At 62.1% G+C, this 24,862-nt stretch carries 24 protein-coding genes; 18 read left to right on the top strand and 6 right to left on the bottom strand.

Annotated features, from left to right (window positions below; genetic code table 11):
* Positions 1 to 75 precede the first annotated feature (75 nt).
* Positions 76 to 2,619 (bottom strand): HWE histidine kinase domain-containing protein, encoded by a 2,544-nt coding sequence (locus FJQ55_RS13870; protein ID WP_140828733.1) that lies wholly within the window; start codon positions 2,617 to 2,619, stop codon positions 76 to 78.
* Complete coding sequence (locus FJQ55_RS13865; protein ID WP_140828731.1) at positions 2,576 to 3,163, bottom strand: biliverdin-producing heme oxygenase; 588 nt, start codon at positions 3,161 to 3,163, stop codon at positions 2,576 to 2,578. The genes FJQ55_RS13870 and FJQ55_RS13865 overlap by 44 nt, the downstream gene beginning before the upstream one ends.
* Before the next feature lie 233 nt (positions 3,164 to 3,396).
* Here FJQ55_RS13865 and urtA point away from each other — a divergent pair, with 233 nt between their 5' ends.
* From urtA to ureG, 18 genes are all read left to right on the top strand, one after another.
* Positions 3,397 to 4,686: an urea ABC transporter substrate-binding protein gene (gene urtA, locus FJQ55_RS13860; protein WP_140828729.1), complete on the top strand. Its 1,290-nt coding sequence runs from the start codon at positions 3,397 to 3,399 to the stop codon at positions 4,684 to 4,686.
* A 217-nt stretch (positions 4,687 to 4,903) separates the two neighbouring features.
* Positions 4,904 to 6,508: an urea ABC transporter permease subunit UrtB gene (urtB, locus tag FJQ55_RS13855; RefSeq protein WP_140828727.1), complete on the top strand. Its 1,605-nt coding sequence runs from the start codon at positions 4,904 to 4,906 to the stop codon at positions 6,506 to 6,508.
* Positions 6,505 to 7,674, top strand: a complete 1,170-nt coding sequence (gene urtC / locus FJQ55_RS13850) for an urea ABC transporter permease subunit UrtC (RefSeq protein ID WP_140828725.1) — start codon at positions 6,505 to 6,507, stop codon at positions 7,672 to 7,674. The genes urtB and urtC overlap by 4 nt, the downstream gene beginning before the upstream one ends.
* A gap of 4 nt (positions 7,675 to 7,678) precedes the next feature.
* On the top strand, positions 7,679 to 8,434 hold the full coding sequence (gene urtD / locus FJQ55_RS13845) for an urea ABC transporter ATP-binding protein UrtD (protein WP_140828723.1): 756 nt from the start codon (positions 7,679 to 7,681) through the stop codon (positions 8,432 to 8,434).
* A gap of 146 nt (positions 8,435 to 8,580) precedes the next feature.
* Entirely contained in the window at positions 8,581 to 9,276 is a 696-nt protein-coding gene (gene urtE, locus FJQ55_RS13840) for an urea ABC transporter ATP-binding subunit UrtE (RefSeq protein ID WP_140828722.1), read from the top strand.
* A gap of 97 nt (positions 9,277 to 9,373) precedes the next feature.
* Positions 9,374 to 10,501 carry a CE1 family esterase gene (locus FJQ55_RS13835; RefSeq protein WP_140828720.1) on the top strand — a complete coding sequence of 376 codons (1,128 nt, stop codon included), beginning with the start codon at positions 9,374 to 9,376 and terminating at the stop codon, positions 10,499 to 10,501.
* Complete coding sequence (locus FJQ55_RS13830) at positions 10,444 to 11,262, top strand: urease accessory protein UreD (protein WP_140828718.1); 819 nt, start codon at positions 10,444 to 10,446, stop codon at positions 11,260 to 11,262. The genes FJQ55_RS13835 and FJQ55_RS13830 overlap by 58 nt, the downstream gene beginning before the upstream one ends.
* 21 nt (positions 11,263 to 11,283) lie before the next feature.
* Positions 11,284 to 11,586 (top strand): urease subunit gamma, encoded by a 303-nt coding sequence (locus FJQ55_RS13825; RefSeq protein WP_085420014.1) that lies wholly within the window; start codon positions 11,284 to 11,286, stop codon positions 11,584 to 11,586.
* Positions 11,587 to 11,597: 11 nt separating this feature from the next.
* Positions 11,598 to 11,852, top strand: a complete 255-nt coding sequence (locus FJQ55_RS13820) for a DUF1272 domain-containing protein (RefSeq protein WP_140828716.1) — start codon at positions 11,598 to 11,600, stop codon at positions 11,850 to 11,852.
* 20 nt (positions 11,853 to 11,872) lie between these two features.
* On the top strand, positions 11,873 to 12,178 hold the full coding sequence (locus FJQ55_RS13815) for an urease subunit beta (protein ID WP_140828715.1): 306 nt from the start codon (positions 11,873 to 11,875) through the stop codon (positions 12,176 to 12,178).
* A 24-nt stretch (positions 12,179 to 12,202) separates the two neighbouring features.
* Positions 12,203 to 12,631: a lysozyme inhibitor LprI family protein gene (locus tag FJQ55_RS13810; protein WP_140828713.1), complete on the top strand. Its 429-nt coding sequence runs from the start codon at positions 12,203 to 12,205 to the stop codon at positions 12,629 to 12,631.
* A 12-nt stretch (positions 12,632 to 12,643) separates the two neighbouring features.
* Entirely contained in the window at positions 12,644 to 13,294 is a 651-nt protein-coding gene (locus tag FJQ55_RS13805) for a Urease operon accessory protein (RefSeq protein WP_140828711.1), read from the top strand.
* 4 nt (positions 13,295 to 13,298) lie between these two features.
* On the top strand, positions 13,299 to 15,011 hold the full coding sequence (gene ureC, locus FJQ55_RS13800) for an urease subunit alpha (protein ID WP_140828709.1): 1,713 nt from the start codon (positions 13,299 to 13,301) through the stop codon (positions 15,009 to 15,011).
* 208 nt (positions 15,012 to 15,219) lie between these two features.
* Positions 15,220 to 15,909 carry a TIGR02117 family protein gene (locus FJQ55_RS13795; protein WP_140828707.1) on the top strand — a complete coding sequence of 230 codons (690 nt, stop codon included), beginning with the start codon at positions 15,220 to 15,222 and terminating at the stop codon, positions 15,907 to 15,909.
* A 265-nt stretch (positions 15,910 to 16,174) separates the two neighbouring features.
* Positions 16,175 to 17,029 (top strand): GGDEF domain-containing protein, encoded by an 855-nt coding sequence (locus tag FJQ55_RS13790; RefSeq protein ID WP_140828705.1) that lies wholly within the window; start codon positions 16,175 to 16,177, stop codon positions 17,027 to 17,029.
* Positions 17,030 to 17,093: 64 nt separating this feature from the next.
* Entirely contained in the window at positions 17,094 to 17,561 is a 468-nt protein-coding gene (gene ureE, locus FJQ55_RS13785) for an urease accessory protein UreE (RefSeq protein WP_140828703.1), read from the top strand.
* Complete coding sequence (locus tag FJQ55_RS13780) at positions 17,554 to 18,243, top strand: urease accessory protein UreF (protein ID WP_140828702.1); 690 nt, start codon at positions 17,554 to 17,556, stop codon at positions 18,241 to 18,243. The genes ureE and FJQ55_RS13780 overlap by 8 nt, the downstream gene beginning before the upstream one ends.
* A 26-nt stretch (positions 18,244 to 18,269) precedes the next feature.
* The gene (gene ureG, locus FJQ55_RS13775; RefSeq protein ID WP_140829299.1) at positions 18,270 to 18,881 is read left to right on the top strand and encodes an urease accessory protein UreG; all 612 of its coding nucleotides are present in this window, start codon (positions 18,270 to 18,272) and stop codon (positions 18,879 to 18,881) included.
* Positions 18,882 to 18,907: 26 nt separating this feature from the next.
* On the opposite strand, the gene FJQ55_RS13770 is transcribed toward ureG, so the two are convergent.
* The 4 genes from FJQ55_RS13770 to FJQ55_RS13755 form a co-directional block, all read right to left on the bottom strand.
* Entirely contained in the window at positions 18,908 to 19,630 is a 723-nt protein-coding gene (locus tag FJQ55_RS13770; protein WP_140828700.1) for a Crp/Fnr family transcriptional regulator, read from the bottom strand.
* A gap of 261 nt (positions 19,631 to 19,891) precedes the next feature.
* Positions 19,892 to 20,530, bottom strand: a complete 639-nt coding sequence (locus FJQ55_RS13765) for an outer membrane protein (protein ID WP_161596985.1) — start codon at positions 20,528 to 20,530, stop codon at positions 19,892 to 19,894.
* A gap of 181 nt (positions 20,531 to 20,711) precedes the next feature.
* Positions 20,712 to 21,386, bottom strand: coding sequence for an outer membrane protein (locus FJQ55_RS13760; protein ID WP_140828696.1), 675 nt, complete (start codon positions 21,384 to 21,386; stop codon positions 20,712 to 20,714).
* Between the two features lie 144 nt (positions 21,387 to 21,530).
* Entirely contained in the window at positions 21,531 to 24,854 is a 3,324-nt protein-coding gene (locus FJQ55_RS13755) for an efflux RND transporter permease subunit (protein WP_140828694.1), read from the bottom strand.
* Positions 24,855 to 24,862: the final 8 nt, after the last annotated feature.

Genomic DNA, 24,862 nt, shown 5'->3' with positions numbered 1-24,862 from the left:
GTGTGCATGCGTCTGGCAACCCTGTATCTGCAGGGGTTCCCAGCGGCTCGTGCTGCTCCTTTGGTCTTAGACGTTCTACGCAGTCGCTCGCAGCCGGTCCGACAGAGCCTTGAGCAGGGCGCCTGAGTCATAGGGCTTGCGAACGACGGGCACTTCGGCAAATCCATCGGGTACGATCGACCGATCATCGTAGCCAGTGGCAAAGACGAAGGGGATGCCGAGTCTCGTCAACTCTTCGGCGACCGGAACGGATGTGTCGCGCCCGAGATTGATGTCGAGGATGGCGATCGCCGGTGTAAATGTCTTCAGACGGCTCAAGGCGTCAGCGCTTGAACTTGCCGTCACGACGTTCTCGATCCCGGCATCGGCCAGCATCATTTCCGCGTCCATGGCGATCAGGACCTGGTCCTCGACGAGGAGGACGGGCAGGCCGTCCTGGAGCGGTTGGCTCTCGGTTGATGGCATCATGGTCTCGACGGGCTTCTCTTCGGTGATTTCGGCTGTCTCCCAGGTGAGGAAGCGACCCGGAATGCGAAACTCCGCCGCCAGTCCCTCCGGATTATAGTCGAGATGGCTTGATCCGCCAAGGTCGTAGGGAATGCTGCGCTCGATGAGCGCCGTGCCAAATCCCTTGCGGCCGATCGGACCGATTGTCGGCCCCCCCGTTTCCTGCCAGCGAATGACGCAGTCATCCTCTTCTGCCCGCTGCCATTCCACGATGAGCGATCCCCCCAGGCGCGACAGAGCGCCGTATTTGGCGGCATTGGTGCAGAGCTCATGAATAACGAGGGCGGCGACCGCATGGGCGCGCGCATCCAGCGTCACGGGCCCGCCTGTCAGCGAAAGCGTTTGCAAACCGGCGCGATAGGGCAGGAGTTCCGCCTGCAGCAGGCCGTATAACGAGCCGCCCCCGCCGCCGCGGGTTAGTTGGTCATGGGCGTGGGAGAGCGCATGGATGCGCCCCCGCAACGAGCCGATGTAATGCTCGATCGGCACCTCTTCCTGGCCCGGAGCAGCGACCAACGACTTGATGACGGCGAGGATGTTCTTCACCCGGTGATTGAGTTCTTCGTTCAGCATACGCTGGCGAACATCCGCCTTGCTGCGCTCTTCCTGCATCAGCTCGTTGTGATGGAGGACGATCTCAACGGTGGCCGAGCGGATAGCCTCGGCAATCTCCATGTCGGCATCCTGCCACGGTTCTGCCTGATGGCGCACCGTCTCCTTCCAGATGGCGAAACTCTTGCGCGGTGTCAGGCGATCGCCGAGAGGGCCTGTTTCGTAGGTCTTTTCCGGATTGCCGGCCCAGTTCAACGTCTGAAGTCTCTCCTTGCGGAAGAAGAAGAGATAGTCGCGCGGGATCTGCGACAGCGGAACGGCAAGCACGCCGGAAACTGTTTCAGGATACTCAGCTTCCGGGAAAACGGCGGAGAGGGACTTCGTGCCCCAGATACGGCCTTCCGAGGTTGCACTGACGAAAGTCGCGAGGGCTACTTCCTCACCCGCCGGTGGAACAGCACCGATGGCGGTCCATCGCCCATTCATCCACAGGCCGACGCCGTCGCAGGCGAGCAGTTTCTGGAATTCCGGCAGGGCGCCGGACAGAATCCGATCGACATCCGTCTGGTGGGACGCCGATTGGAGGAACCGGTCGAGGGCTCGACGGGCCTCGTTGGCGGTGTCGAGCTTACGCTTCTGGCGCAGGGCCAGCAGATGCAGCGAGAAGAATTCGCCGAACATTTCGGCCGCGATCCGCTCCGACATAGTCAGCGTCTTCGGCGCATAATGATGGCATGCGATCAGGCCCCAAAGCTGGTTGTCGAGGATGATCGAAATCGACATGGAGGCCGCGACCCCCATGTTGCGCAGATATTCGCAGTGGATCGGGGATACGCTGCGCAGATGGGCGAAGGACAGGTCCAGAGGCTGACGGACTTCATCGTCTTGCGGAAGCAGATCCACCCGAGTACCGCGCGCGTCGGAGATGACGCGGATCGGGTTCTGCATGTAAAGAATACGGGCCTGGCGGGGGATATCTGTGGCCGGGAAATACTGGCCAAGGAAGCTTTCAAGATCGACACGCTTGGCTTCGCTTGCGACCTTGCCTGAACCGTCCTCCTCGAAGCGATAGATCATGACGCGGTCGTAACCGAGGACCGAGCGCACGAGCTTGGCGGAGGAGGCGATCAACAGGTCGATATCGGTGATGTCCTTGATGCGGCCGATCATCTCGCGGGCGAGTTGAAGCGGTTGCGTGCGGCGCAGGGACGGCTCGAACTCGAGGATAGCGCCATCCTGCTGGCGATGCACGGCAATGTCGAAGTGATCGCCATTGGGGAGGCGCAAATGGGCAATCACGGCGGGGCGGCTGGAATCCGGCGCCTGGGCAATGGCATTGCGCAGGTCGTGGGTCGCTTCCTCGCCCAGGAGATCGGCGACTTGCCGGTTCTTCAGATTCCCGTCCAGACGCAGCATGCCGCCAGCATTGGCGGAATACCGGCGAACAGTGGTAATGGCCGGATCGCAGGCAAGCAGGCAGCCGTGTGGTTGAATGCTTCCGGGAATATGGATGGGTTCACGGTCGCAGTTCGACAGATCGACGGTAGGCACGGTTGGCATTCAGAACACTTTCGAAGGCGTTGCGAGCATAGTCGAAAGCGGTGTCGGCCCATGCTGCAGCGGCCCGTTCGTCATACACACACACGTTCTCCATACGGTCCGAAAACGCACGCCAGTTCGAAAAGTTCCGCGCCTGAGCAAAAAGATGGCGCGCGCCGTTCCTCTCGGTAAACCCGATTGCTTCTGCCCGTTTCGCGAGAAGCCTGGCGCCGAGGGCCGAGCCTTCGAGCACATAGAGAAGTCCCAGCAGTCCGTCGCCGGGTGGCGGCGTGAACGCTTCAAGCTCGTCGGGAGGCGCAAGGCCAAGGACCCGAAGGTCGGCGGTCAGTTCTTCGCCATAGAGGCCCGGCTTCCAGTCTTCGAAGCCTGCTGGCAGCGTTTGGGTGGCCAGCCAGGCTTCTACGGGCAACCGGAAGCGGGCCATGCCCTCCAGATAACGCGCATAGTCTTCCGCCGTCACGAATGCCCCGATCAGATCGTCGAGAGCCTGATGCGCCTGGCTGGTTGCCTGTTTCAGGTCGCTGCGGCGGGGGGATAAGTCCATGTCATGTCCTCTTGTCTGACTACCGGTATAGAGGAAAACGCGGCAAATTGGCAGCCGTTGCAGTCCAAGCGAGCGCAGTTGCCTCCGAGCGCCCTGTCGTCTTCCCTCTTTACCCCCATCGCCTACGTCAAACGACGTATACGATTTTGCACTGCGGCATCCGATAGTCCCCTCCAGCAACGGTTAAATTTCATTAACCGACCGGTTGCGACCAAGAAGAGGGGATCACAACAATGTCCATGAAGATGAAACTGACGGGCGCGCTTCTCGGCGCCATGCTATCGACGACAGCCTTCCACGGCGCGTTCGCCGCAGACGACACGATCAAGATCGGCGTTCTCCACTCGCTGTCGGGCACGATGGCAATTTCGGAAACGACGCTGAAAGACGCCATGCTGATGCTCATTGACGAGCAGAACAAGAAGGGCGGCGTTCTCGGCAAGAAGCTCGAAGCCGTCGTGGTCGACCCGGCCTCCGACTGGCCGCTGTTTGCCGAAAAGGCCCGCGAACTGATCTCGAAAGACAAGGTCGCCGCGGTCTTCGGTTGCTGGACCTCGTCGTCGCGCAAGTCCGTTCTGCCGGTCTTCGAAGAGCTGAATTCCATCCTCTTCTATCCGGTCCAGTACGAGGGTGAAGAATCCTCGCGCAACATCTTCTATACCGGTGCCGCTCCGAACCAGCAGGCCATCCCGGCCGTCGACTATCTGGCCAATGAAGAAGGCGTCGAGCGCTGGGTTCTCGCCGGCACCGACTACGTCTATCCGCAGACAACCAACAAGATCCTCAAAGCCTATCTGATGTCGAAGGGCGTTGCCGAAGAAGACATCATGATCAACTACACGCCGTTCGGTCATTCCGACTGGCAGACCATCGTCTCCGACATCAAGAAGTTCGGCTCTGCCGGCAAGAAGACCGCCGTCGTCTCGACCATCAACGGTGACGCGAACGTGCCCTTCTACAAGGAACTCGCCAACCAGGGCATCAAGGCGGAAGACATCCCGGTCGTCGCCTTCTCCGTCGGTGAAGAAGAACTCGCCGGCCTCGATACGGCTCCGCTGGTCGGCCATCTCGCCGCCTGGAACTACTTCCAGTCCGTCGACGCCCCGGTCAATGCCGAGTTCATCAAGACCTGGCATGCCTTCACCAAGAACGACAAGCGCGTGACGAACGACCCGATGGAAGCCGCCTATATCGGCTTCAACGCCTGGGTTAAGGCCGTCGAAGCTGCCGGCACCACCGACACAGACGCCGTTCTCGATAGCATCATCGGCGTGTCCGTCCCGAACCTGTCCGGCGGTACTTCGACCGTCATGCCGAACCACCACATCACCAAGCCGGTGCTGATCGGCGAAATCCAGGCCGATGGCCAGTTCGAAATCGTCCAGCAGACCCCGTCGGTCGTCGGCGACGAATGGTCGGATTACCTGCCCGACTCCAAGGACCTGATCTCCGATTGGCGCAAGCCGATGGAATGCGGCAACTTCAACGTTGCCACCGGCAAGTGCGGCGGCAAGGGTAGCTGATCGGCTGACCTTTGGGTCTTAGCCCCTCACCCCTGGAGCAACTCGTTGCTCCGACCTCTCCCCGCAAGCGGGGAGAGGGGACGTGCCACGCGAAACGCTGGCAACGATCGGCGAGGGCGCGGCAATCGTCCTTCTCCCCGTTCACGGGGAGAAGGTGCCGGCAGGCGGATGAGGGGCTTTTCAGGCTCCGCCGCCCCGCCAACCGGGGGACAAAACCATGCTTATTCGTTTCATCACAGTCGCTTTCCTGCTTCTATCCTTCGCCGCGCCTTCGTTGGCGCAGAGCGACCCGCGCGAACTCCTGAACGCGCTCGGCAAGGCCAATTTCAAGCAGGCCGAAGAGCTTCTCGGGCAGATCGCGGCGACCGCCGACGCCCGTGTCGTTCCCGCTCTCGAAGCCTTTGCCGAGGGCGATCTCTATGTCCGTAAGTCGGACAACCAGGTCTTCATCACCAAAGCTGCCGGCAGCAATCTCGCGGCCATCGACCCGCTGACCGGCGAGACGATCGGCGAAGAGCCGAAGGGCGCCTTTACCAAGATCAAGGTCAACAACACGCTGCGCCGCGCGATCCGCTCCGCACTCGGCGGGCTGACGCTTCTGAGCCCCGACCGCGCCGTGCGGCTTGCCGCCGCCCAGGCGGTGTTGCAGTCGCCAAGTGCCGAAAATCTCGATCTGGTCGAGACGGCGCTGGCGACGGAGGCCGATTCCGAGGTGAAGGCACGCATGCAGGAGGCACGGGCCGTTTCCGTTCTCGCGTCCGATCGTTCGGCCGAGGAAAAGCGCGCGGCCATCGCAACCGTCGCCTCGCTCGGCGGGCGCGAGGCCATCGGCATCCTGATGTCGGTGTCGTCGACCATCGATGAGAGCCTGAAGCCGGATCTCGATGCGGCAATCAGCAAGATCGAGGGTCAGCTCCTGTTCTGGGACATGGGCCAGAACGTCTGGTACGGCATCTCGCTCGGCTCTGTGCTGCTGCTTGCGGCCATCGGCCTTGCCATCACCTTCGGCGTCATGGGCATCATCAACATGGCGCATGGCGAGATGGTGATGATCGGCGCCTATTCCACCTTCGCGGTTCAGCAGGTTATCCGCACCAGCTATCCCGAGCTCTTCGACTGGTCGCTCGCCATTGCGCTGCCGGTCGCCTTTCTGGTCACCGCCGCCGTCGGCCTGATCATCGAACGTGGCGTGATCCGCTTCCTCTATGGCCGGCCGCTCGAAACGCTGCTCGCCACCTGGGGCATTTCGCTCATCCTGCAGCAGACGATCCGCACGATCTTCGGTCCGACCAACCAGGAAGTCGGCAATCCCTCCTGGATGTCCGGCTCGTTTGCGCTCGGCGGCCTCTCGATCACCTGGAACCGACTGTGGATCGTGCTCTTCTCGCTCAGCATTTTCTTCGCCCTGCTGGCCTTGATGAAGCGTTCGTCCTTCGGCCTGCAGATGCGCGCCGTCACGCAGAACCGCCGCATGGCCTCCTCCATGGGCATCCGCACGCCATGGGTCGACGCCTTCACCTTCGCGCTCGGCTCGGGCATCGCCGGGATCGCCGGGGTGGCGCTTTCCCAGATCGACAACGTTTCGCCCAATCTCGGCCAGTCCTACATCATCGACAGTTTCATGGTCGTGGTCTTCGGCGGCGTCGGCAATCTCTGGGGCACTTTTGTCGGAGCCTTGTCACTCGGCATCCTCAACAAGTTCCTCGAACCTTCGGTTGGCGCGGTGCTCGGCAAGATCCTCGTGCTCGTCCTGATCATTCTCTTCATCCAGAAACGACCGCGCGGCCTCTTCGCGCTCAAGGGAAGGGCGGTGGAAGCATGATCAGCGGCTTCATCCTGCGCGCACTCGACGGCAAGATCCTCATTGCCGTCGGCATTCTCCTCGGTTTCGCCCTTCTGGTGCCGGCACTCAACCTGCTGACACCGCCGGACAGCGCACTGCATGTGCCAACCTATGTGGTGTCGCTGCTCGGCAAATATCTCTGCTACGCGCTCTTGGCGCTCGCACTCGACCTCGTCTGGGGTTACTGCGGCATCCTCTCGCTCGGCCACGGCGCCTTCTTCGCGCTCGGCGGTTATGCCATGGGCATGTATCTGATGCGCCAGATCGGCTCGCGCGGCGTCTATGGCGATCCCATTTTGCCGGACTTCATGGTCTTCCTGAACTGGAAGGAACTGCCCTGGTTCTGGCATGGGATGAATTACTTCCCCGTCGCCATGGCCATGGTGCTGCTGGTGCCGGGACTGCTCGCCTTCGTCTTCGGCTGGTTCGCCTTCCGCTCGCGCGTCAACGGCGTCTATCTGTCGATCATCACCCAGGCGATGACCTATGCGCTGCTTCTGGCCTTCTTCCGCAACGACATGGGCTTCGGCGGCAATAACGGGCTGACCGACTACAAGGAAATCCTCGGCTTCAACGTTCAGGCGGACGGGACCCGTGCGGTGCTGTTTGCGCTGTCGGCGATCTTCCTGTCGCTGTGCCTGGTGCTCGCCTCCGCCATCACCCGCTCCAAGTTCGGCAAGGTGCTGGTCGGGGTGCGCGATGCGGAAAGCCGGGTGCGTTTCCTCGGCTACCGGGTCGAGAACATCAAGCTCTTCACCTTCGTCGTTTCGGCGATGATGGCCGGCATTGCCGGAGCGCTCTTCGTGCCGCAGGTCGGCATCATCAATCCGGGTGAGTTCGCGCCCGCCAACTCCATCGAAGTCGTCGTCTGGACGGCCGTCGGCGGGCGCGGCACGCTGATCGGCCCGATCATCGGCGCGATCCTCGTCAATGTGGGGAAAAGCTATTTCACCGGCGCTTTCCCCGATCTCTGGCTCTTTGCACTCGGCGGTCTCTTCATCTGCGTCACGCTCTTCCTGCCCAAGGGTATCGTCGGCACGGTCCAGGCGTACTTGGCCAAGCGCAAGGATTATGCCCGCGAGGCGGACAAGGATGCAGCGAATACAGACGTGAAACCCGAAACGACCCCCGTGGCTGCGGAGTGAGACCATGAGCGACCAGACAACATCGAGCCTGCTCTATCTCAACGGCGTCTCCGTCTCCTTCGACGGCTTCAAGGCGCTCAATTCGCTGTCCTTTATCGTCGAGCCCGGTGAACTGCGCGCCATCATCGGCCCGAACGGCGCCGGCAAGACGACGATGATGGACATCATCACCGGCAAGACCCGGCCCGACAGCGGCGAAGTCTTCTTCGACGGCGGCAAGATCGACCTGACGAAGAAGGACGAGGCGGAAATCGCCCAGCTCGGCATCGGCCGCAAGTTCCAGAAGCCGACGGTGTTCGAAAGCCATACGGTCTGGGACAATCTGGAACTGGCGCTGAACCGCAAACGCGGCGTCTTCGCGACGCTGTTCTACAGTCTGTCGTCCGGAGACAAGGCGCGTATCGAGGAAATCCTCGAGACGGTGCGGCTCACCCATCGCAAGGACGAGCTGGCCGCCAATCTTTCACACGGCCAGAAGCAATGGCTGGAGATCGGCATGCTTTTGGCGCAGGAACCCAAGCTTCTTCTGGTCGACGAACCGGTTGCCGGTATGACGGATGCGGAGACGGCGGAGACGGCCATTCTCTTGAAGGAAATCGCCAAGACCCGCTCGGTCGTCGTCGTCGAACACGACATGGGCTTCATCCGCGATCTCGGGGTGAAGGTGACGTGTCTTGCGGAGGGCTCCGTGCTCGCCGAGGGCTCGATCGATTTCGTCTCGAACGACCAGAAGGTCATCGAGAACTATCTGGGGCGGTGATGGCTCACCCTCCCCTTGAGGGGGAGGGTCGGCGCAAAGCGCCGGGGTGGGGTGACTGGTTGCAGAAGGATCACCCCCACCCGCAGCTTCGCTGCGACCTCCCCCCTCAAGGGGGAGGTGGGAACAAGACAACGGGGGACAAACCCATGCTGACAGTCGAAAACGTCAATCTCCATTACGGCGCCGCCCAGGCCCTTCGGGGTGTCTCCATCAATGCCGAGATGGGCAAGATCACCTGTGTGCTCGGCCGCAACGGTGTCGGCAAGTCGTCGCTCTTGCGCGCCATTACCGGCCAGCATGCTGTCTCGGCCGGAACGATCACCTTCAACGGCACCAAGCTCAACGGCATGGCGCCGTTCAACCGGGCGCGCACGGGGGTCGGTTATGTGCCACAGGGGCGCGAGATCTTTCCGCTCTTGACCGTCAAGGAGAACCTTGAAACCGGTTATGCGCCCCTTGACCGCAAAGACCGGTTCATTCCCGACGACATCTTCAGCCTGTTTCCGGTTCTGGATTCCATGCTGTCACGGCGCGGTGGCGACCTCTCGGGCGGGCAGCAGCAGCAGCTGGCGATCGGGCGGGCCATGGTGACGCGGCCGAAGATCCTCGTGCTGGACGAGCCGACGGAAGGCATCCAGCCGTCGATCATCAAGGATATCGGCCGGGCGATTCGTTACTTACGCGACACCACCGGCATGGCGATCCTGCTCGTCGAGCAATATCTCGATTTCTGCCGGGAGCTCGCCGATCACGTTTACATTATGGATCGCGGCGAGATCGTGCATCAGGGGGCCGCCGAAACGCTGGATACGCCGGAGGCGCGGCGGCACCTGACCGTATGATTTTGCAAGACAGGGTTGATGATTTATTAGCAATGTCGGGTTGATGCTGGAGCCACGCGTGATATTAGACGCGCATCTGCTAACAGAAGGCACATCCATGACGACCAGCACGGTTTTTCCGAACGTGCGGGCACGCGATGTATTTCGCGTGGTCGCGGGGCTCTTTCTCTTCGGCTTGTCGGCGATTTCGGCCGAAGCCGCCAGTTGCGACACGGCGGTCCCACCAGGTCCTCACAGCCTGACCTTCCAGTCGGGTGGGGTGACGCGCGAGGCGGTCTATGTCATTCCGTCAAACTATACCGGCAAGAAGAAGGTTCCGCTGGTCCTCGATTTTCATGGATCGAACAGCAATCCCACCGTGCAGCTGAAGCGCAGCCATTGGGATGAAGTGGCGGAGCGCGAGGGTTTCGTGGTCATGGCGCTCGCCGGCAGCCTGAAGGGCGAGCTGCCCAATACCCATGCCTGGAACGTGCCGGGTGTCACCGCCGGCGAGGGGGCGGATGAATCGCTCGCCATCCGCGATGCGGTGAAGCTCGCCAAGGACACGCTCTGCATCGACACGGCGAAGATCTATGCCTCGGGTTATTCGGGCGGCGGACGCATGCTGTCGCAATACATCTGCAACGGTTTTGGCGATTTTGCCGCGGCCGGCTTTGTCATGGGGCTGCGCGCGGGAACCCCTGTGGAGGAGAACGGCGTTTGGCGGCCGCGGCGTGAAAGCTGCCAGCCGAGCCGGCCCGTCTCGATCATCGCCTTCTCGGGCATGAAGGATCACGTCAATCCGTTTGATGGCGGCGGAAAGGCCTATTGGCGTTATGGCGGCGAAGTGGCGCTCAACCGCTGGGCCGAGCTCAACGGCTGCGAGACACGGCCGCAGACCGAAACCGGCGCATCGGCCGATGTCTCGCGCTATCTCGGCTGCCGAGCCGGCACCAGCGTCATGTCCTATGTGATCGCCAATGCCGACCATGCCTGGCCGGCGCGTTCGGTGCTGTTCCGATTGGCGTCTGCCGGCAACGAGACGATCCGGGAGGTTGATGCGACGGACAGAATGTGGGACTTCTTCCGCACATCCGGCGGAGAGATGATGGCCGGAAATGCCGTCGACGCCTCTTGCGTCGATGGCCAAACAACCGCCTCGACACAGAATGGCGGGCAGGGGAAAACGTGCAAGCAATCCAGCACACACGACAACAGCGTGCCCGTGGTATCGGGCGACTTGTAACCAAGTCGCTCGGCGGGCGCACGCGCATCGCCGAGCTTTTTCAGGAAGGGGCGGCGAAGATCCGTCTGCCCGAAAGTTTTACCGATGAACTCGAGGCGGTGACGATCAACACCGCCGGCGGCATTACCGGCGGCGACGAATTCGACTGGCATTTCCGCGCCGGGCCTAACTGTTTCGTCACAGCGACCACGCAGGCCTGCGAGAAGATCTACAAGGCCTCGGCTGGTACGGGCCAGATCACCAGCCGAATCGAGGTCGGCCAAGGCGCCAAATTCCACTGGCTGCCGCAGGAAAGCATTCTCTTCGACAATGCCTCTCTCACCCGTAGGCTCGAGGTCGATCTCGCCGCGGATGCGGAATTCCTGGCCGTCGAGGCGATCCTTCTCGGACGCAAGGCCATGGGCGAGGCGATGAATACGGGCCTCGTGCGCGACCGCTGGCGAATCCGCCGCGATGGGAAGCTTCTGCATGCCGAAGACCTGAAGCTCGAGGGGGATGTCGCGGGTCTGACCGCTCATCCGGGCGTGCTGTCGGGCCGGGTCGCCTTTGCGACGCTCATTCATGTCAGCCCCCGTGCGGAAGGGCTGGTCAGCCCAATTCGTGGGCTGATTGGTGAAGAAATGGGCGGCGTAAGTTATTGGCAAGGCAAGCTTGTTGCCCGTGTGTCGGCGCCAGACGGCTTTGCCTTGCGAAAAATCCTGATCCCGATCATTTCGGCCTTGCGCGGGGGCGCGTCTGTGCCAAAAGTCTGGACTCTCTGACGACATCTGATTGGAGCACGCATGAACCTGACGCCGCGGGAAAAGGACAAACTGCTGATCGCCATGGCCGCCATCGTCGCGCGGCGCCGGCTGGAGCGGGGCGTCAAGCTCAACTATCCGGAAGCCATCGCGCTGATCACCGATTTCGTCGTCGAAGGCGCGCGCGACGGCCGCAGCGTCGCCGACCTGATGGAAGCGGGCGCGCATGTCGTCACCCGTGACCAGGTGATGGAAGGCATTGCCGAGATGATCCACGACGTGCAGGTGGAGGCGACGTTCCCGGACGGGACGAAGCTCGTGACCGTGCACGAACCGATCCGCTGAGGACTGACATCATGGCGCTGGAACTTCGGCCGAACTGCGAGTGCTGCGACAAGGATCTGCCGCCGGAGAGCCTGGCGATGATCTGCAGCTTCGAATGCACCTATTGCGCCGACTGCGCCGAAACCACACTTGCCGGCATCTGCCCGAACTGCGGTGGCGAACTGGTGCGCCGGCCGATCCGACCCGCCGGCAAGCTCGCCAACAATCCGGCATCCACCAAACGCGTTCTCAAAGCCGAGGGCTGCCCGCCCTCGCGCGCCGCTTGAACCCGCTGAAGGAGCGATTCATGATCCCCGGTGAAATCATTGCAGCAGCAGGCGAAATCGAGCTGAATGCCGGTCATCCGACCGTGACGATCGAGGTATCAAACAGCGGCGACCGGCCTGTGCAGGTCGGCAGTCACTACCATTTCTTCGAGACCAATGCCGGGCTGATTTTTGAGCGGGACAAGGCGCGCGGCATGCGGCTCGATATTCCTGCGGGCACGGCCGTGCGCTTCGAGCCGGGCCAGACCCGGCAGGTGACGCTGATCCCGCTGCAGGGCAAGCGCGAAGTCTACGGCTTCCGCCAGCAGGTCATGGGTGGCCTCTGACGTGGCGGCCCGGGGGGAATGGTCATGGTGCGTGCGATGAATTGGGGCGTGATCCTGATGCTCTGCGGTTGCGTATTGCTGCAAGACGCGCCGGCCTCGGGTGAGGACGTGCGGGACGTCGATTGCAACAATGCCCAGACCCAGGCCGACATGAACCAGTGTGCGGCCGAGGACTATCGAAAAGCCGATGCCGACATGAATGCCCAATGGGCCGAGACGCGCGCCGCCATGCTCGCATGGGACAAGGCTTCGCCCCCGTCCGGTGACAATGGCGCAGCCAAACGGCTTCTGGTTTCGCAACGTGCCTGGCTCGCCTATCGCGACGCGGCCTGCGATGTCGAAGGTTACTCGGCCGAGGGTGGTTCGATGCAGCCATTGATGATTTCTTCCTGCCTGGCAGAGCTGACGAAGCGCCGGACGGAAGAGCTGAAATCATTGGTCGGGCTCTATTGAGGGTGTGACGCAATGGCCCAGGCACGGCAGGTCATGATTGTCGGGAACGGACCGGTGGACGACGGAGTGGCGTCGCTCATCGATGCAGCGGATCTCGTCATCCGGTTCAACGGCAGCCGCAATTTCGGTGTTGCGGGCCGCAGGACCGATATCGTCGCCGTCTGCAATACGGGGCGTCCGGGTGCGGCCATGCTCGCCGATCCGGAATGGCGCGACAGCGAGGCCGTGCGCCGCACGGCGGAGATCTGGTCGGTGCGCGATCCCGAGAAGTTTGGCGATCTCAAGCCGGCGCTTGCCATCAGCCATCCCGAACTCGACGATTTCTGTGACGACTATACCGACGGCTTTGCAAGCTTTGCTGCCGCGAAGGGCAAGCGTCACAGGATCATCCATCGCGACGTGCACGAGGCGCTTGACGAGACCCTGCTTGCGCTCGACGCCGAGCCTTACGTCGTGCCGTCCAGTGGCCTGGTGGTGATCGAGGCGCTGCTCTCCGATCCCGCCCATGCCGAGGATACGATCATCCTCGCCGGTTTCGGCCATACGGGCTGGGACGGCCATCCCTTCGAGGCCGAACGTCGCCTGGTCGATCGTTACATCGCAAGCGGCCGCCTGATGCGCCTGCAACCCCTCTTTGCTTCCTCCCTCTGCCAAGGAACCTGACGCCATGTCCTTCAAGATGTCCCGCGCCGCCTATGCCTCGATGTTCGGTCCGACCAAGGGCGACAAGGTGCGTCTTGCCGATACGGAACTGTTCATCGAGGTAGAAAAGGATTTCACCACCTATGGCGAAGAGGTGAAGTTCGGCGGCGGCAAGGTCATCCGTGACGGCATGGGCCAGAGCCAGGTGACGCGCGCCGACGGCGCCGTGGATACGGTCATCACCAATGCGCTGATTCTCGACCACTGGGGCATCGTGAAGGCGGATATCGGCCTGAAGGACGGCCGGATCGTCGCGATCGGCAAGGCCGGCAATCCGGACACCCAGCCCGGCGTCGACATCATCGTCGGACCGGGCACGGAAGCGATCGCCGGAGAGGGCAAGATCATCACCGCCGGCGGCATGGACGCGCATATCCACTTCATCTGCCCGCAGCAGATCGAGGAAGCGTTGATGTCGGGCCTCACCTGCATGCTCGGCGGCGGCACCGGTCCCGCCCATGGCACGCTCGCCACCACCTGCACGCCCGGACCCTGGCACTTAGCGCGGATGATCGAGGCGGCCGATGCCTTCCCGATGAACCTCGCCTTTGCCGGCAAGGGCAATGCCTCGCTTCCGGGCGCGCTCGAGGAAATGGTGCTGGCGGGCGCCACTTCGCTCAAGCTTCATGAAGACTGGGGCACGACGCCGGGTGCCATCGACTGCTGCCTGTCGGTTGCCGATCAGTACGACGTGCAGGTGATGATCCACACCGACACCCTGAACGAGTCGGGCTTCGTCGAGGATACCGTCGGCGCGATCAAGGGCCGCACCATCCATGCCTTCCACACGGAAGGGGCGGGCGGTGGCCATGCACCCGACATCATCAAGATCTGCGGCCAGCTGAACGTCATCCCGTCGTCGACCAATCCGACGCGGCCCTACACGGTCAACACCATTGCCGAGCATCTGGACATGCTGATGGTCTGCCATCACCTGTCCTCGTCGATCCCCGAAGACATCGCCTTTGCCGAAAGCCGTATCCGCAAGGAAACGATCGCGGCGGAAGACATCCTCCACGATATCGGTGCTTTCTCGATCATCTCGTCGGACAGCCAGGCCATGGGCCGCGTCGGGGAAGTCGCGATCCGGACCTGGCAGACGGCCGACAAGATGAAGCGCCAGCGTGGGCGCCTGCCGAGCGAGACGGGCGACAACGACAATGTCCGCGTCAAGCGCTACATCGCCAAATACACGATCAACCCGGCAATCGCGCATGGCCTGTCCCACGAGATCGGCTCGGTCGAAATCGGCAAGCGCGCCGACCTCGTCATCTGGAACCCGGCCTTCTTTGGCGTGAAGCCGGATATGGTTCTGCTCGGCGGCATGATCGCGGCGGCCCCGATGGGCGACCCGAATGCCTCGATCCCGACGCCGCAGCCGGTGCATTACCGGCCGATGTTCGGTTCCTTCGGCAAGGCGCGTACCAATACGTCCGTCACCTTCGTCAGCCAGGCGGCGCTCGACGGCGGCCTTGCCAACCGGCTCGGCACCGCCAAACAGATGGTCGCGGTCAAGAACACGCGCGGCGGCATCTCGAAGAAGTCGATGATCCACAACGATCTGACGCCGCATATCGAGGTTGATCCGGAGACCTATGAAGTGCGCGCCGACGGTGAATTGCTCACCTGCAAACCGGCGACAAAGCTGCCGATGGCGCAGCGGTATTTCCTGTTCTGATCGGGCACAGGCGGTTGGATTGCCGGTTTTACGGTTTGGTGAATATTGCCGCCATGGACCAACGGATGGCCACCATGGCTGAAGACCTGAACAATCTTGTGCTGCAGCATTTGCCGGCCATCTGAACGGATGTTCGTGACCTGCGTGATACATTGATGGACCACGGGCACAGAATGCTGTCGCATGCCACGAAGCCGGAGTTGCGTTGATGCGAAGGGTTTTGCGCGCGCTCTCTGCGGGTTTCCTGCTCGTCCTTTTCGGGCTTGGCCTGGGGACCTTCGTCCCACGACCGCTCGTGGCGCCATCGCTTGCCGCATCCGCAGAGACCCGCGAAATCCTGCTGCTCTCCAACCCGATCCATACCGATATCGCGCTTCCGCTCGATGACGAGGTGCGGGCCGCCTTTGCCGATCTCATTCCCTCCGGCCTGCCGATCGGGATGCCCGGTGTCGACTATCTGGTGTTCGGCTGGGGCGGGCGGTCCTTCTATATCGAGACGCCGACCTGGGGCGATCTCAAACCTCTTCCGGTTTTCAGGGCGCTGACCCTCGACCGGTCGGTGATGCATGTCGAAGCCGCAGGACCCATCGACCGGGACCATCCAGCGGTTCGGGTTCTGACCGTCTCGGCAGAGGGGCGGCGGCGGATGATCGCTGCGATCCGTGACAGCTTCCAGCGTGAGCATGGGTTGCCACTCATGGTCGAAGGCTCTGCCTATGGCGCGGAAGACGCATTCTTCGAGGCGCGTGGTCGGTTCAACGCGCTCGCGGGCTGCAACACCTGGACGGCGGCAATGCTACGCGAGGCTGGCCTCACCACCGGCTGGTGGACGCCCCTGCCGCAATTGCTCGGCTGGTCGCTGCGGCGAATCAGTTCGTCTGCCCCGTCGCATTCGTGAGACACATCAAGGTGCAGAAAACATCCGCTGGCACCGCGAGCGTAGCTCCCGGCGAATCACACTCCTAAACATTATCGTTCGCGGCCCGCAAACTGTGAATCGGCACGGGGTGTTGTGCGCATTTCGCGCATTCCCTGGTTGTACTTTCAACCATTTTAGGATGTTGTCGTTCCATTTTCAGGATCCGTCGAATTTTAGTGATTCCATTAGAGGTTGGGGAAGGGTTGCTCCCTAATCCATGGTCATGTTCATGAAGGAGCGTCTGGTGAATATCATCAGGAAATGGCTATGGCGCCAGATAGATCTCGGGACTTTTGACAACCAGAAGGCGATCGTGACCTTCGCGCTTTCGGTCAGTTGCCGCGCGGTCATCCTTGCCAGTCTCTCCAGTCTCGCGACCATTCCTGTCCTCTACGGACTGGGTTTTCTGACCATGCCGGTGGATCAGGTGGTCAAGATGACCGTCGCTTTCTCATGGCTCTTCGGCGGCGCGTTTTCGGGCGCACTCGCTTACGTCGCTGGGCTCGTCATTCGTGATCTGACGCAGTCACGCGCCGAGTTCGAGCGGCTCAGCCGTACCGATACACTGTCCGGGCTCGCCAATCGGCGGGCGTTCAACGATGCATTTTCCCGGGTGGATGGCGATGCGTCTCTGGCGATCATCGACATCGACCACTTCAAGCTGATCAACGACCATTTCGGACATCATATTGGGGACCTGGTCATTCAGGAGATATCGACGGTTCTGCGGCAGGTGTTCGGGGAGCGCAATCTGGTGGCACGGCTTGGAGGCGAGGAGTTCGGCGTGATCCTCAGAGGCAACGGAATTGCGCAACGGCTGGCATTGGTCGAGCGGGCCCGTAGCCTGGTGGCCGGCAGCCGCTTCTTCTGCGACGGTATCGAGATTACGGCCACCATCTCTGCGGGTGTCGCGGAATTCTCGGCCGAGCGGCGACCGGAAGGAGTCTATGCGCGGGCTGACAAGGCCTTGTATCTCGCTAAGACTGATGGTCGAGATCGGGTGCTGCACGAAGCGGCGCTGGTCTCTGCGGAGGAAACCTCTGGAGACGATCGAGCCAGTTCTGCTCTGGTTTTCGATGGACTGCGTGCCGAGGGATAAAGTTCATTCTTGCTCGCTGCCTTCCGTTTGTGCATGGTTCAAAAAACAGCCAATCGGAGACCGTATGCAGCGCGCGACAAGTTTCAAGACCGCCGGAAGCGTGGCAGAGGCGCCTGAGGGGATCGTCATCCTTTCGCATGATGCACGGCATCTGCGCCGCAAGCTCCTGCATCTCGACAATGGCGACATGGTCATGCTTGACCTCAAAGAGGCCGTGCTCTTTGGTCACGGCGACCGGCTGGTTCTTGATGACGGGACAACCGTTGAGATCCAGGCAGCCGAGGAGCGGCTGTTTGCGGTTACGGCCCGCGACGGCCTTCACCTCATCGAACTTGCTTGGCATCTTGGTAATCGCCATCTCGCCGCCCAGATCGAGACTGACCGCATCCTCATTTTGCGCGACCATGTGATCCGGGACATGCTGATCGGGCTCGGGGCCGAGGTGACCGAGGTGGTTGAACCCTTCCAGCCCGTGCGCGGCGCCTATCACGCCCATGGCAATCACGGACATGGCGCGGCGGGCCATGGCTGAGACTGCCTCTTCTTCGCGTTCTGGCGACCAGCGTGCGCTGCTCAGGTTGATGGCCTGGTTGTCGCCGGCCTTTCCCGTCGGCGGCTTTGCCTATTCGGGCGGGCTGGAAAGTGCGGTCGCCGAGCGGCATGTGCGTGATGCCGCAAGCCTGAGTGGCTGGCTGGCTCTGCTGCTTGAGCAGGGAGGCCTGCGCAACGATGCGATCCTTTTGAGGGAGGCACACCTACGGCAGAACGAGGGTGGCGATCTCGGCGAACTCGTCGAACTCGCAGCGGCGCTGGCCGGTTCGGCAGAGCGCCATGCGGAAATCACCCGCCAGGGGGAAGCCTTCGTCACAGCGGCCGCCGGGTGGCCGCATCCGGTGTTGGGAAGACTGCCAGGACCCGTTGCCTATAGCATTGCCGTTGGTGCCATCGCGGCGGCCCATGGCGTGACAGCGGGCGATGCGCTGGCGGCGTTCCTGCACGCGCAGGTGTCGGGGCTGGTGTCTGCTGCCATCCGTCTTGGCGTGATCGGGCAGAGCCACGGCGTTGCCCTGATCGCCGAGTTCGAGGCGCGCATTCTTGCCGCCGTGCCGGCTTTGGAGCAAGCCGGGCTCGATGATCTCGGCTCGGCGGCGATTGGGGCGGAAACCCTCAGCATGCGTCACGAGACGCAATATTCCAGGCTCTTCCAATCCTAGCTCCCAGGAACGCAGGCATGAACATGATCAAGTCGAAAAACGGTCCTTTACGCGTCGGCATCGGCGGGCCGGTCGGTTCCGGCAAGACGGCGCTGACGGAGAAGCTCTGCAAGGCGATGCGCGACCACTATTCCGTCGCGGTCGTCACCAATGATATCTACACGCGGGAGGATGCGGACGCGCTGATCCGCATGCAGGCGCTGAGCTCCGATCGCGTCGTCGGTGTCGAAACGGGCGGCTGCCCGCATACGGCGATCCGTGAGGATGCGTCGATCAATCTCAAGGCCATCGCGGATCTCAATGCCCGCATCCCGGATCTCGATGTGGTCTTCATCGAATCTGGCGGCGACAATCTGGCGGCGACCTTTTCGCCCGACCTTGCCGATATCACGCTCTATGTGATCTCCGTCTGCCAGGGCGAGGAAATCCCGCGCAAGGGCGGGCCGGGTATCACGCGTTCGGATCTGCTCGTCATCAACAAAACGGATCTGGCACCCCATGTCGGTGTCGATCTCGAGGTGATGGAGCGGGATGCCGGGCGAATGCGGGCGGGCGGCCCCTTTGTCTTCACCGATCTGAAGCGGGGCGCTGGTGTCGAGCGGATCGTCAGCTTCCTGCGGGAGAGCGGCGGGCTTTAAGCCGCGCCGCATGCTCTCTTCGAAAGTCAGATCTGCTTAAGGGCAGAGACGTCGGAGATCTGGATCGTGCGGCCCCGCACGGTGACGCCGGCGCGGCGGAGGCTCGAGAAGGCGCGAGACAGCGCTTCCGGTGCCAGGCCCAGCTTCCCGGCAAGCAGGCTCTTCTGGAACGGCAGGCGGATAGAGGCCGGGCCACCTTCGGTGTTGCAGGCCGTCAGCAGATAATGTGCGACACGCTGCGGCGCGGTCTGAAGGCGGTCGTTGGCGATGCAGTCCATTGTCGCCAGAAGATGGGCGGAAAGGCAGCGCATGATTGTCTTTGCGACATCCTTCTCCTGCTCCGCCAGGGCGCGCACCTTCTGCAGGTCGAAACGCGCGAGCGTCACGGTCTCGGCGGCCTGGGCATTGTAGAGATAGTTGTCGCCCATGGTGAGCAGGCATTCGGCGAAAGTGTCGCCCGGGCCGCAAACGCGGATATCGGCTTCGCGGCCATCCTTGTTAAGCCGGTAGAGCCGGACATAGCCGCCGAGCACGCAGTAGAAATACTCTGCGGGATCGCCCTCGCGAAACAGCACGTCACGGGATTCGTAATTCGCGACTGTCGCGATTTCCAGCATGGCCGCCATCGCGGTCGGGCCGAGTTGCGACAGGAAGGATGTCCGCAGAAGCGTGTTCTTGTCTCGCGTGTTCAGTCTCAAGATCTTGTTCACAGTGTTCACGGCTCCCCATCCATCTCGATATCCGGGCATGCGCCGCTGCCATCGTCCCGCCGTGCGTCGCGCGATTGGGGCCATGCCATGGTCCCCCATCGTCGTACCGGCGCGTCTCCTGCAGGTCCGGGTGTTTGCCCTTTCCAGTCGATTCACCCTAGCGTGCAAGTGGCAAGGATGGATTGATTTCGATCAAACGAGGATCGGCATATGACGATCGCCGAAAACACCGAAGTCCATGGCCAGTTTGGAGGTACGGTGCAAGCGCTCCCGACAAGGGCGCAGTTCCCTCCGTGGTCCTTAGAATTTGAGCCCGAGACCAAACCGGAGGGTGCGCTGCGTGAGTTCCGTATCGACCGTGGCAAGGCCGAAATCGAGATCGCCGCTGGCGAAATCGGTGTAACGGTAATCGACGCGGCCGAAGATCCGGTCGGTGACGGCGATATCGGCGCCGGCACCGATGGCGTAGCCGTGAAAGCCGCCCGTTGCCTCTGCAATGCCCTGAAAATCGGAGGACAGATGTGTGCCTGCCCAGCCGGCCGTTGTGTAGAGCAGTATACGGTCGAAGGTGTAGCCGAGGCGCAGCCGCGCCGAACCCTGCCAATCGGCGCCGCCCGTAAAGGCTCCGAAGTCGGAGGTCACGGTGGCATCCTTCGTGTTGTATTCGAGATCACCTTCCAGCCCGAGGACGAGTCCGTTGTCGAGTTGGGTGTTGACGCCTGCGAAAGCGCCGAAGAGCGGCCCGTTCAAGCTATCGTTCTTGGGCGCATAGCCCGACACCTCGAAGATGCCGTCCATCCAGCTGTAGCCACCGGTCACCCCGGCATAGGCTCCGCTCCAGTCGTAGGCGTGAGCCGCTGGTGGCGTTGCGGGACTGGTGTCATTGGCAAGGGTAGGGCCGGCAAGCAGGCTCAAAGACAAAGTGATGAAGGACCTCACGCGAATCCCCAAAGTAAAATAGGATGAAAAGCAAATATAGGTTGCAACCAATATCTTGCGTGTGACTGGAGGGCGTGGACGCAGGCAGCCCTCCGAGGGGCGAGGCCTAGGCATTCCAGATGCGAAATGGGCGCTCCGTTTCCGAAGCGCCCATGGAAGAACGTCGTCGTGGATCGCGATCTCAGAACTTGACGCCGAGACCCAGCTTGACGGTGTGCTGCGACAGGTTCGAATCAATGGCGGTTCCGCCGACGTCAATGTCCGTGCTGCCGAAGTCGTTGTAGCGATAATCGGCGCGCGCGAAGATCCGATCGGTCACGGCATAGTCGACGCCGGCGCCAACGGTATAGCCGTGATAGGTCGCGCCCGTGGTCCCCAGGAACGCGTTCTCGGCTTCAGCACGGGTTACCGCGTAGCCTGCCGCGACATAAATCAGGGCGCGATCGACCGCGTAGCCGACGCGTCCGCGAACCGCGCCCTGCCATTCCGTCTTGCCATCAATATCGCCGAAGACCGATGACATGGTCGTTTCATTCCAGTTGTAGTCGACACTGGCGTCAAGGCCGAGTACCAGGTTGTTGTTGAACTGCTTGTTATATCCGGCGAAGAGGCCGAGCGAGGCACCATCGATGTCGCCCTCAAGAGGGTTTGCACCCGGGGCCAGCGTCGAGGCGTCGAAGTATCCGTCGAGCCAGCCATAGCCCGTCTGGACACCGGCATAGCCGCCGGTCCAGTCATAACCGCCGGATGCTGTTTCCGTTGCGACCGGCGCTTCCGGGATGGACGAGATGGCATCGGCGGCAAAGGCACTGTGGGCAATCAGGAACAGCGCTGCGGTGGCAAGAAGTCTCTTCATTAGGGAACCCTGAAACGGTTGAATCGGCGCAATACACGCAACTTAGGCTGCGTGTATTGCCGATTTGCCGACGATCAGGCAACTGAATATCGAAGTATTTGAATATGAGGCCAGATTTGGCCGATCCTGGCGATTTCCCCGCCGCTATTCAGCGGCGAGGGGAGGCAGGTTGATGACGTTGCCGCTGCTTTCGCCCTTGCGGAGGTCGGTCTTGCCACGCTCGACCGATGCCAGACGCTTCTCGACCGATTGCAGGGTCTCGAAGTTGCGGCGGGCGAGATGCGAGAGATCCTCGGCGGAGAGAACCTTCTCCTCAACCTCCTTCTTGCCGACAAAGCGGCCGAAGAGCCAGGAGAGCAGGCGGGACAGGTCGTCAAGGATCAGGAAGAAGGCGGGAACGACGACCAGACTGAGTGCCGTCGACACGATGATGCCGCCGATTACGGCGATCGCCATCGGTGCGCGGAAGGAGCCGCCTTCGCCGACACCCATGGCAGAGGGCAGCATGCCGGCCGACATGGCGATCGACGTCATGATGATCGGGCGGGCGCGCTTGCGGCCGGCCTCGACCATGGCTTCCAGGCGGTGCATGCCCTGGTTGCGCATCTCGATGGCGAAATCGACCAGCAGAATCGCATTCTTCGTCACGATGCCCATCAGCATCAGGATGCCGATCAGGACAGGCATGGAGAGCGCGTTGTTGGTGACGATCAGACCGACCGCCACACCGCCGATGGCAAGCGGCAGCGAGAACAGGATGGTGAAGGGCTGGATCACGTCCTTGAAGAGCAGGATCAGCACCGTCAGCACCAGAAGCAGGCCAAGGATCATCGCATTCAGGAAGCCTTGCTGCATTTCGGCCTGGACCTTGGCATCACCGCTTTCGGCAAGACGAACGCTCGCCGGAATGTCGGCCTTTTCGACCGTTTCACGGAAGGCGGCCGTTGCCGTGTCAAGTGCCACACCTTGCGGTAGGCCCGCACCAATGGTCACGACGCGGTTGCGGTCATTACGCTTGATCGAGGACACGCCCTCCGAATAGTCGATGTCGGCGACGCTCGACAGCGGGACCGTGGCGCCAGACGCCGTGCGGACCTTCAAAGCCCGAAGCGCTGCGAGATCTGTACGGAAATCGAGCGAGGCCTGGACACGGATCTGGATCTGGCGATCGTCGAGCGAGATCTTCGGCAGGAGGGCGTCGACATCGCCGATGGTGGCGACGCGGATCGTCTGGGAGATCTGCTGCGCGGTTATGCCGAGGCGTGCCGCCTCGTCGCTACGCGGGCGGATCTGCAGTTCCGGACGGGGCAGGGCGCCTTCCGAACTCACGTTGGCCAGCACAGGGACGGCGCGCAGCTTGGCTTCGAGAATGGCCACCGCGTCGTTCAACTCCTGCTCGTTCTTCGAGAGGAAGTTGAAGGAGATATCACGTTCGCCGCGGTCGTTGAGCTTCATGACGCGGATGTCGGCGATCGAGGCGAGTTTTTCGAAGACCTCTTCCTCGATGTCCCACTGCGGACGCAGGCGGCCATGTTCGGGAACCTTCGGGAGGTAAGAACCGATCAGCGGCAGGCCGCCGAGCCCCTTGTTGACCAGGGTCTTAACCAGCGAGTGGTCGATGCGCACGAGGTTCATGGTGACGCTGGCGCGGCGCAGTTCGAGGTCGCCCTTCGGTGAGGCGCCGCCGAGGATGAAGATGCTCTCGACATCCGGCACATCCTTGATCGCAGCATAGATTTCGTCTGTCTTGCGCTCCGTCTCGGCCAGTGTGGCATTCGGCGGCAGTTCGACCGAAAGCGATATGCGTCCAGCATCTTCCGGCGGCAGGAAGCTACCGGGGACCTGGGCCAGAAGCGCAAGTGAACCGATCAGGAAGGCGATGGCCGCCGCGAGCGTGCCGAGACGCGAGTACCATCGGCGCGTGGTGAAGCGGACGACGCGGGTATAGGCCTTGAGGAAGGCGCTGTCATTGTCGTGATGGTCGTCCATCGCGTCTTCGGCGCGCATCAGATAGGCCGCCATCATCGGGGTGATGAGGCGGGCAACCAGCAGCGAGAAGAAGACGGAGAAAGCAACCGTCAGGCCGAACTGGATGAAGTACTGGCCCGGGATGCCCGGCATGAAGGAGACGGGTACGAAGACCGCGATGATGGTGAAGGTGGTGGCGATAACGGCCAGACCGATTTCGTCGGCCGCCTCGATCGCCGCGCGATAGGGCGTCTTGCCCATCTTGATGTGGCGGGCGATGTTTTCCACTTCGACGATGGCGTCGTCGACGAGAATACCTGTCGCGAGCGTCAGGGCCAGGAACGAGACGAGGTTCAGCGAAAAACCCATGATGTCCATGACCCAGAAGGTCGGGATGGCCGACAGCGGCAGGGCGACGGCCGAAATTAGGGTTGCGCGCCAGTTGCGCAGGAAGAGCAGCACCACGATGACGGCGAGGATCGCGCCCTCGATCAGCGTGTGCATGGCCGCTTCGTAGTTGCCGTAGGTAAAGTAGACGGAATCGTCGATCATCTCGATCTGGACGTCCGGATTTTCAGCCCGCACCTTGGCCAGGCTTTCGGCGACGGTTTCAGCGACCGTGACTTCGGAGGCTCCCTTGGCGCGGAAGACGGCGAAGGAGACCACAGGCTTGCCGTCGTGACGGGCAAAGGACTTCGGTTCCTCATAGGCGTCCTTGACGGTGCCGAGGTCCGAGAGCTTGACGAAGCGACCGCCGGAGAGTGCGATCGTGGTGTTCGAAAGGCTCGTCACATCCCTGTTGTCGCCGAGCGTCCGGATCGCCTGTTCGGCACCGGCCACCTGGCCACGGCCGGAGCCGAGGTCGACATTGGTGCCTTTCAACTGGCTCGATACGTCGGCGGCGGTGATGCCGAGGGCGTCGAGGCGGTTGGGGTCGAGTTCGACACGGACTTCCCGATCCGAGCCGCCGTAGCGGTCGACGCGACCGATGCCAGCCTGACCCTGCAGCGCGCGCTTGACCGTATCGTCCACGAACCAGGAGAGTTCGGCGAGGTTCATGTTGGGCGAGGAGACGGCAAAGCTCTGAATGGCCTGGCCTTCGACGTCGATCTTGGTGACGATCGGCTCGTCTACCGAGGCCGGCAGATCGCCGCGGATGCGGTCAATCGCATCCTTGACGTCCTGGACGGCCTGTTCGGTCACCACTTCCATGCGGAACATAACGACGGTCTGGGACTGGCCGTCGGTTACGGTCGAGTTGATCTCGTCGACGCCGGTGATCGAGGCAACCGCGTCCTCGACCTCCTTGGTCACCTGACTTTCGAGCTCCGCTGGCGAGGCACCGCTCTGGGTCACGGTGATCGCGACCAGGGGCACGTCGATATTGGGGAAGCGGGTAATCGGCAGCGCGTTGAACGACTGGATGCCGACGACCATCAACAGGAAGAAGGCCAGGATCGGCGCGATCGGATTTCGGATGGCCCATGCAGAGAAGTTCATGGCGACGT

The sequence above is a fragment of the Rhizobium glycinendophyticum genome, from assembly GCF_006443685.1.
GTDB lineage: Bacteria > Pseudomonadota > Alphaproteobacteria > Rhizobiales > Rhizobiaceae > Allorhizobium > Allorhizobium glycinendophyticum.
Note: the sequence above shows the minus strand (reverse complement) of the source record. Positions and strands in the feature narration are given on the sequence as shown.